The 8289-nt window shown below is 40.1% G+C and carries 6 protein-coding genes; 2 read left to right on the plus strand and 4 right to left on the minus strand.

What is annotated here, in order from left to right; all coding sequences use genetic code 11:
- Positions 1 to 46 precede the first annotated feature (46 nt).
- Positions 47 to 1282, minus strand: coding sequence for a glycosyltransferase family 4 protein (locus ACTIE0_RS02195; protein WP_235720116.1), 1236 nt, complete (start codon positions 1280 to 1282; stop codon positions 47 to 49).
- A gap of 20 nt (positions 1283 to 1302) precedes the next feature.
- Entirely contained in the window at positions 1303 to 2199 is an 897-nt protein-coding gene (locus tag ACTIE0_RS02200) for a class I SAM-dependent methyltransferase (RefSeq protein ID WP_006667885.1), read from the minus strand.
- Between the two features lie 327 nt (positions 2200 to 2526).
- Between ACTIE0_RS02200 and ACTIE0_RS02205 the strand changes: the two genes are divergently transcribed.
- A complete protein-coding gene (locus ACTIE0_RS02205) occupies positions 2527 to 3642 on the plus strand; it encodes a glycosyltransferase (protein ID WP_006667884.1) in 1116 nt (371 codons plus the stop codon).
- A gap of 36 nt (positions 3643 to 3678) precedes the next feature.
- Here ACTIE0_RS02205 and ACTIE0_RS02210 read toward each other — a convergent pair whose 3' ends face one another.
- Both ACTIE0_RS02210 and ACTIE0_RS02215 read right to left on the minus strand, forming a co-directional pair.
- Positions 3679 to 4911: a glycosyltransferase family 4 protein gene (locus tag ACTIE0_RS02210; protein WP_006621595.1), complete on the minus strand. Its 1233-nt coding sequence runs from the start codon at positions 4909 to 4911 to the stop codon at positions 3679 to 3681.
- Positions 4912 to 4928: 17 nt separating this feature from the next.
- On the minus strand, positions 4929 to 6728 hold the full coding sequence (locus ACTIE0_RS02215) for an ABC transporter ATP-binding protein (protein ID WP_006621594.1): 1800 nt from the start codon (positions 6726 to 6728) through the stop codon (positions 4929 to 4931).
- 455 nt (positions 6729 to 7183) lie between these two features.
- On the opposite strand from ACTIE0_RS02215, the gene ACTIE0_RS02220 reads away from it, so the two are divergent.
- The coding region (locus tag ACTIE0_RS02220) for a DUF4347 domain-containing protein (protein WP_439516826.1) at positions 7184 to 8289 on the plus strand (1106 nt) is incomplete at its 3' end.

Below are 8289 nucleotides of genomic sequence, written 5' to 3' on the forward strand. Positions count from 1 at the left end.
TAGCATATATTGATTTCACCTGACTGATCAAGCCGAGCCATCTTAACTAGACTTTTTCAAAAATAATCCGTGAAAACTCGGATGCTGAGTTTTGTTTAACCCAATTTTGCATTGGCAGCGGATCGCAAAGTTCCAGGGGATTAGAAATTTCTAAAAACTTAATTAATCCCTTAGCAATTTCTTGGGGTTGGCTAGAATCAACAGTTAATCCCAGATGATACCGTCGCACCATTTCTCCCATTAATCCATAATTAGAACATAGTACAGGTTTGTTAGCTGCCGCCGCCAATAAGAGAATACCACTCATCCCCACATGGCGCTGATACGGTGCTAAAACTACATCGGCAATTTGAAAATAAGCCATAACTTCTGACTCCGGCACAAATTGATAATATCTAATAATTTGAATTGGCTTAGTTTGACAAATTTCGCTAATTTGGCTGTCTAGGGAATTAGCAATGCTAGACTCTCCTACCAGGAGAATACACAGTTTTTGACACAAATCTGCTGGTAAACTAGCAATGCTATCCAGTAGCTGATAGATGCCTTTACGTGCTGTTAAAGCACCAAATAATAAAAATACTCGCCGCTGAGAATCAATTTGGAGACTCTTGCGCCAATCATCTATTATAATTGGTTTGAAATTATCCAATTTGACCGGATCAGGAAGGTAGACAGCTTTAGGTTGACTCGGAAACTTAGGAAACTGATTAAGTTGGGGGACGGCGAAAGGATCAAGGCAAAAAACTGTTTGGAGTTGAGGATTAGCCAAAATGCGTTTTAGGGCTATTTTTTCGCGTAACTGTTGCAGGTAATTTTTCCAAGTGCGATCGTAATGATCTAATTGGTGATAGTGAAAGGTCGGCCGAAAATAAATCCCCGAAAATGTGCAGGGTGATTTTGCCCCCAAGGCTAGGGGAATTTGACAGGTATCAAAATACATAATCAGACAATGATCTGGTCTCAAGTTGGTGGCATACTTGCAGAAAATTTCCCACTCTTGAAAATTGCGACTTAGTCTTTTTAACTTAGATTTTCGGGAGTTAAGATGTTCTTCTTCGGCTTGGGTAATTGGCACAAAACGGATGTCTTGATGATGATCACCTTGACTCAATTCAACTACATCCTGATGTTCATTCATAAATCTGCAAGACACCACAATTTCCAGATTTTTGGGAATTTTATGGATTTGCCAATATTCAATTAAATGGCGAATATAACTGGGATGATGACCTCGAATCGAAAGGTCAAACAGCATCAATTTTTGTGGGTAATTTTTCACGGTTATTTGATCCCATACATTTATCGATATCCGATGATAGTCATACCTCTAAATAACAGGGGTGTGTTGGCTAATTTTTGTCTCACTTTATAAGGCAAAATGTTTAATAAATATTCTACCAAATTAATCACATAAATTGAGATGCTGTTAATGGGGATTTCCAAGTAAATTTTGCCATTAGACTTCACCCAAATTATCTTAGAAAAACCTACTTTCTTAAAAATATTATACATTTCACTGAGTTTATATTCTTTTAAATGAAAGCCAGTAGCTTGCTGATCAAAGTGGCGAGAAACATCATGGGGACCTGAATAGCAATTAGGTGTGATACAAATATACTTACCATTTGCAGCTAAAGTATGGTAGATATTTTCAAGCTGTTCTAGGGCATCATCAGGATGTAAATGCTCCATTAATTGATGACTATAGGCTAAATTAACTGTATTTTTAGGGACGGGAATACTACAACCATCGGAAATAAAAATTTCCATATTATCGGGAATATTCGGTAGTTTAGTAATTTCAGTTGATACATCAACTGCGTAAACTCGTTTGACTCGTTGAGCGACTTCTATGGATAAACTACAATCACCAGGACCTATTTCTAAATAGGTGATTTCTGGGTTAAGAAAACGGGCTAATAATTGCAGACGCTGGTTAACAATCCAAGTTTGAATTTCGGGGCTAGATTTTCGGGTAAGTTGAGGATGATGCGGGACTTTTTGGAAGAGTTGATTATATACCTGAGTGTATAAATGCCCACCCATGCGTTCCTCTCTGGTAGAATTCATTAACTGGCGGGCTAGTTCTTGTTCAATTTCATAATGTTCTCGAATTTGCTCCCAGGTGCGACTATCTCTAGCATCAGTTTTGGGAGTAGAAACCTGAGTTGTATTGGTGTTAGTTTTAGCAGTCATAACTAATAGGTAAAATTGAGGTGATACGAATTGGGTAAAATACGATAAACATTAAATAAATTTCTGAAATTTAGATGTTTATCTTAGCCTAGTTTAGACTCAAACTAGGCATAAATTCTACTTATTGTCGGGGTGATACTAGGCGCGGTTATCATAAAATTTGATGTAGATTATGGCACGGTTTTCATCGGAAGTCATCTGTTGATAGTTATCAATAACTAATATATAGTTGCTTTTTTAATAATTAAAGCTAATCATAAATATTTAACAATCAAATCAATATTAATTATTATAGAATAATTAAAGCATTGTTGGGAATTATTAACTATGGCTGTAGTTCAGCCCGATGTGGCACTTTTCCTTCGTTATATCGGCGGAGGTGGTGCGGAGAGGGTTATGCTAAATCTGGGTCGTGGTTTGATTGCAGAAGGCTTGAAAGTAGACTTAGTTTTGGGTAAAGGCTGGGGGCCTCACTTGGAAAAAGTACCACCAGAAATAAGGATAGTTGATTTGGGGGCTTCCGGGGTTTTGGGTACTATTTTTGCCCTGAGAAATTATTTGCAGGAATCACAGCCTAAGTCCCTACTTTCTGCCCTCCATTATGCTAATGAAATTGCGGTTTGGGCAAAACGTCTAGGGGGAGTTTCCACCCGCGTGGTGGTGTCTGAACATAATACTTTTTCGGAGGCAATACAACATACTACTAAACTTAGAAAAATTTTGCTGCCTTTGTTTGTTCGCTATTTCTACCCATGGGCGGATGGAATTGTAGCTGTTTCTCAAGGGGCGGCTGAGAACTTAGCTAAAAGTACGGGTTTAAATAGCGATCGCATTCAATATATTTATAACCCAGTTATCACGCCGGAACTATGGCAAAAAGCTGGAGAAACTTTAGATCATCCTTGGTTTCAACCGGGGGAACCTCCAGTAATTTTAGGAGTCGGAAAACTGGAAGCACAAAAAGATTTTCCCACCTTAATTAAAGCCTTTGCTAAAGTGCGACAAGTGCGACAAGTGCGCCTAGGAATTTTAGGTTGGGGACCTGATGGCGATCGCCTGAAAAATCTCATTCAAGATCATGGTTTAGGAGATGATGCCGCCCTATTAGGATATGCTGATAATCCCTATCCTTATATGGCCAATGCTGCGGTATTTGTGTTATCTTCTCGCTGGGAAGGTTTACCAACAGTTTTAATTGAAGCTATGGCGGTTGGCACTCCGGTAATTTCCACTAATTGTAAAAGTGGGGCCGCAGAAATTTTAGCAGAGGGTCGATATGGTTCCCTAGTTCCGGTGGGCGATGCTACAGCAATGGCAGAGGCGATTTTAGCCACCATTGAAGGTAACACCCCGACTGTAAACACCTCATGGCTAGAACAGTTTAGCCAGAAAATAGCAACCCAAGAATATCTGAAAATTTTAGGACTTGATTGCCGCAATTGATCCTAATTATTAGTGGTAATTCATCCTACAATTAGGTTAGGTGATAATCTGATGGAATAGTGATAAATATTGCTGGGCTTGTCTTCCTAGGGGAAATACTTGTATAGCTTTTTCTCTGGCTTTTTCTTTGAGTTTTTGCAGGCGATCGCTATCATTTAATACCCATTTAATCCCCTCGCTTAAATCATCAATTTCATAGGGTTTGACCAGATAACCATTAACTTGGTGATCAACAATATCCTTGAGTCCAGTAGCATTAAAAGCCACCACCGGAGTACCACAGGCTAAGGCTTCAGAGGCCGTTTGTCCGAAGGATTCTTGCAAGGATGGAACAATCATCACATCGGCGGCAGAATAGACCAAAGCCAAAGCAATATCATCAGAGAAACTGCCTAGATAATTAGCTGGAAAACCTAAATCTACTGGGTTTTCCGGTTCCGCAGATCCAAAAACTACTAATTCAAGCTGATTTTGCCACCCTGACTGACTCAGCTTTTGCAGCGCCGGAAGTAGCAAATTAAAACCCTTTCTGGGGTCAGCAGTCGCAGCGATCGCCCCAAATAAAACCAGTTGTTTGTCCTGGGGTAAATTCAGTAAATGTCGGGCGATTTTCGTTTCTATAGGTCGATAAATTTGGGTATCCAGACAGAAGGGAATCACCTCTACTCGCCGCTGTCCAAATAAGGAACTTGAACGCACACAATCCGCCATCCAACTACTAGGAGTTACAATAGTTAAGTTGAGATTTTTCCAGGCTTTAAATTTCCGTTTCCAAACCTGTCGAGATAAATCCCGATCGCGACCACTTTTCAGTTGCGGACATTGACCGCAGGAATTTTGGTAGCGATCGCATCCCTCGCTGTAATGACAACCCCCAGTTAAAGGCCACATATCTTGAAGAGTCCACACTAAGGGTTTATTCAATTTAGCCAAAGTTTCAATCTGGATAAAGCCATTACAAACCCAGTGTAAATTTACCACATCTGGGTTAATTTTAGTTACTCTACTAGCTATGACATCGGGGAACCATTGAGGAGAAAAAAGCAGGCGATCGCGTTTTGGGTAGCGTCTCAGGGGGATACTATTAGCACCAGGACCTAGTTTAGTGATGATACTTTTTTCGGCTATAACAGTGCGATCGCCACTAAATTTTCCCCGCACCAACATTCGAGATTCAACCCCCATAGAAATTAAACCTCGATGTACTCTATACGCGGCTCTAGCCGCACCGCCTTCGACATCAGTTGAACTGAGAATTACTGGTTTCATCTGTGTATTTCCATGGGTTATGATTGAATATTTCCTAGGACAATTTCGTTATAAGTCCCCGACCTAACAATGCGGCCTTTTTCCATGACATAAAGGCGATCGCAATGTTGTATAGTCGTCAAACGATGAGCAATCATAATCATAGTTTTAATTCCACTCAGAGATTTAATAGACTCAGTGACCAAACTTTCCGTCTCATTATCTAACGCCGAAGTCGCCTCATCTAACACCAGAATATCCCGTTCATGGTAAAGAGCGCGAGCAATACCAATCCGTTGGCGTTGACCCCCAGAAAGGCGCACTCCTCTTTCCCCGACCATGGTATTTATTCCATCGGGAAGTTCTTTGACCAAATCCATAAGTTGAGCCATTTCTAAAGCCTGTTGTAGACGTTTATGATCAATTAAATCATCAGCCACCCCGAAAGCAATATTTCTCTCTATTGTATCTGCCATTAAAAAAATAGACTGGGGAATATAGCCAATCATATTTTGCCACGATCGCAAATTATTATAAATAGAAATATCATCAATTTTAATATCACCACCTTGGGGTATTAATAACCCCAGCATGATATCAACTAACGTAGTCTTTCCGGCTCCAGACTGACCAATAAAAGCAATCGATTCTCCCTTCCTAATCGACAAAGAAACGTCGGAAATGGCTGGCGATTCAGAACCAGGATATTGATAAGTTACACCGTCAAAAATAATCTGACCAAAATCTTTATTCTTGAATTTATGGTCAGCTAATTGACTGATTTTTGTAACTACGGTGCGATTTGAAACTTCGCTGTTTTTGAGAGTTTCAATTTCTCGTAAATCATGACTTAATCTTTCTAATACATAGGTCATACTCCGCAATTTACTCACATCTTTACTCAAATTAGAAATAGCTGGTAGTAAACGAATTGATGACAAAGCGAATATACTTAATGCCGGAATAAATCCATCAATATCTTGTCCCAGTAGAATCATAGTTGATGTGATTCCCACTAAAAATAAAATGAGAATTGCCTCAACTAATATTCTGGGGACAACTTGAAAAGAAAGTAAGAAAGTTCCCGCCTCTATATATTCCCGTGATTGCTCACTCAGTTGTTCTTCAAAAAAGCCAGAACAGCCAATTACCTTAGTTTCTTTAATCCCCCCTAAACTATGATTAACAATACGAATTATCGATTCATCAGCATAACTAACACGCTTACCCCAGTATTTAATTTTATCTTTAAAAGCATTCAGGATTAAAATTAAAGGTAAAAACAGAAATATTAAAACAATTACCACCAATTGACTGGTCATCAATAGCAATCCACTCAAAGCTATAATAATCATTAAATTGGCAGCCGAATTGAGTATAGGCATAAGAATATCTAGTGCAAAAGCCTGGGTATAAATAATTATACATTGAATGACCGCAGCACTATCCTTCGACAAATGGAAAGTATAAGGAACAGACAGATATTCTTGGATTAATTTTTCACACAATTTCCCACGAACTTTCAGACAAAACCCAAATACATAGGTTTTAATCTGCCAGTTTAAGAAAGATTTAATAGCAAATAAAGCAATAATAAACAATCCCAATAATGCTATACCGTGGGATGCTTCTGTTAAATTTAAGCCAGCATATATAGAGGCTACAAATTCACTTTCATTGACTAAATTGGGATGACTAGCTAAATTCAAAAAAGGTCCTATCATGCCAATCCCAAATGCTTCCAGCACTGACATGACTACAAATAAAATTACTAAAATTACTAACTGTTTTGGGGAAGCCGGAAGAATGAAAAAAAACCGATTTATAAAATTCTGCATTGTCGCTATATTTGACTCCCAGTGCCTTGGATATTTTTAATGACCAAAATAGACCAGTACCATGATACCCCAGATGATAGCCACCCATTATATGGACTTTACCCTAACTATAGCAATAATAAATGTTATGTAAAGTCTCCTCAACTCTACTTATACCAGTACGGTGGTCGCTCAGACTGTCTGACTAACTACTGATGTATCATACTAGGCTACAGTAACCTCTTGGCTAACTTACTCTCCGGGGTCAAGCCAGAAGGTCTGGTTACATTTCACCCTAGCTTTACAATCAGCACCCTTATTTAAACTTTTAAGTAAAGATTCTGTAAACCACTCCGTATTTTCACGGATATATGACAAAATTTAAAAAATTAAGCCCATCAGTCAGTTGAGACTGGGGCTTTAGCTATTGTTCAGGCAGCTTGCCATCAGCTTTTTAGGTTCCTAGCAACTCACCCATGATTAACCCCACAGCCACCGATATTAACTCAAAGTCTTTCCCCTTGGAATGGCTATTCTCGGCGTTCAGAGTATCCGAAACGCTTAAAACTGGTCAACAGGTAGTAATAATTGACTCCGGGGTTAAAGATTATCGGGAGTTGATTAGTGGCCTTCGCGCGGTGGCAGATGTCATAATTTTGTCCCCCAACAGAGATGGTGTCCTACAGATAGCGGAGACTTTACACCAATATAATACGATCGCACAAATTCATATAATCTGCCATGGCTCACCAGGTTGTCTGAAATTGGGGAATGTGGAACTAACCTCAGAAACCCTCCCCCACTACAGCCAACACCTAGGAACCTTAAACGATAAACTGCACGATAGCTCTATTATCCTCTATGGTTGCCAAGTCGCCGCCGGACCTAAGGGGGAAACCTTCCTTAAACAACTGCATCAACTTACAAGAGCCAATATTACCGCCTCAACTACCCCCACAGGTAATCACCAATTGGGGGGAGACTGGGATTTTCAGATCAACATAGGAAACCCTATCGATACCAATTCCATATTTTCCCCAGTCACAATGGCAACCTACAGCCACACCTTAGCCTTTGAGTCGGACGACTTCAACACCAACAGCCTCAACGCCTGGTGGAATTTTATCAGTCCCAACAATAACAGTTCCTACCTACTCACCGGAACAGGTACACCAGATGCTTATGTAGAACTATCAGTCCCTGGTGGTACTGATATGTGGAATAGCAACCGTAGCGCCGCCAGACTCATGCAGCCGGCTCAAAATGAAGATTTTGAGTTAGAAATCAAATTTGCCGCCGACCCCGCCTTAGATAAGCAAATACAGGGGATTTTGGTAGAGCAAGATGATAATAACTGGGTCAGGTTTGATGTCTTTAAGACTAATTCAGGTTTAGCCTTATTTGCAGCTTCAACCCGTAACGGTGGTTCCCGGTCAATGATTCGTATGGGGGTAGAACCCGGACAAGCGCGACACCTGAAAGTTAACCGCACTGGGGATGTCTGGACTCTCAACTATTCCCCAGATGGTTCAACTTGGACGACCGCCGGGAGTTTTACCCAAGCCTTACAAGTGCAACAGGT

The organism is Limnospira sp. (assembly GCF_051859755.1).
GTDB classification, from domain to species: Bacteria; Cyanobacteriota; Cyanobacteriia; order Cyanobacteriales; family Microcoleaceae; genus Limnospira; species Limnospira fusiformis.

What these genes read in the sequence shown, in the direction of transcription:
- ACTIE0_RS02205 (WP_006667884.1), top strand. Translation starts at nt 2,527, where the DNA reads ATGGCTGTAGTTCAGCCCGATGTGGCACTTTTCCTTCGTTATATCGGC.
- ACTIE0_RS02210 (WP_006621595.1), bottom strand. Translation starts at nt 4,911, where the DNA reads ATGAAACCAGTAATTCTCAGTTCAACTGATGTCGAAGGCGGTGCGGCT.
- ACTIE0_RS02215 (WP_006621594.1), bottom strand. Translation starts at nt 6,728, where the DNA reads ATGCAGAATTTTATAAATCGGTTTTTTTTCATTCTTCCGGCTTCCCCA.
- ACTIE0_RS02200 (WP_006667885.1), bottom strand. Translation starts at nt 2,199, where the DNA reads ATGACTGCTAAAACTAACACCAATACAACTCAGGTTTCTACTCCCAAA.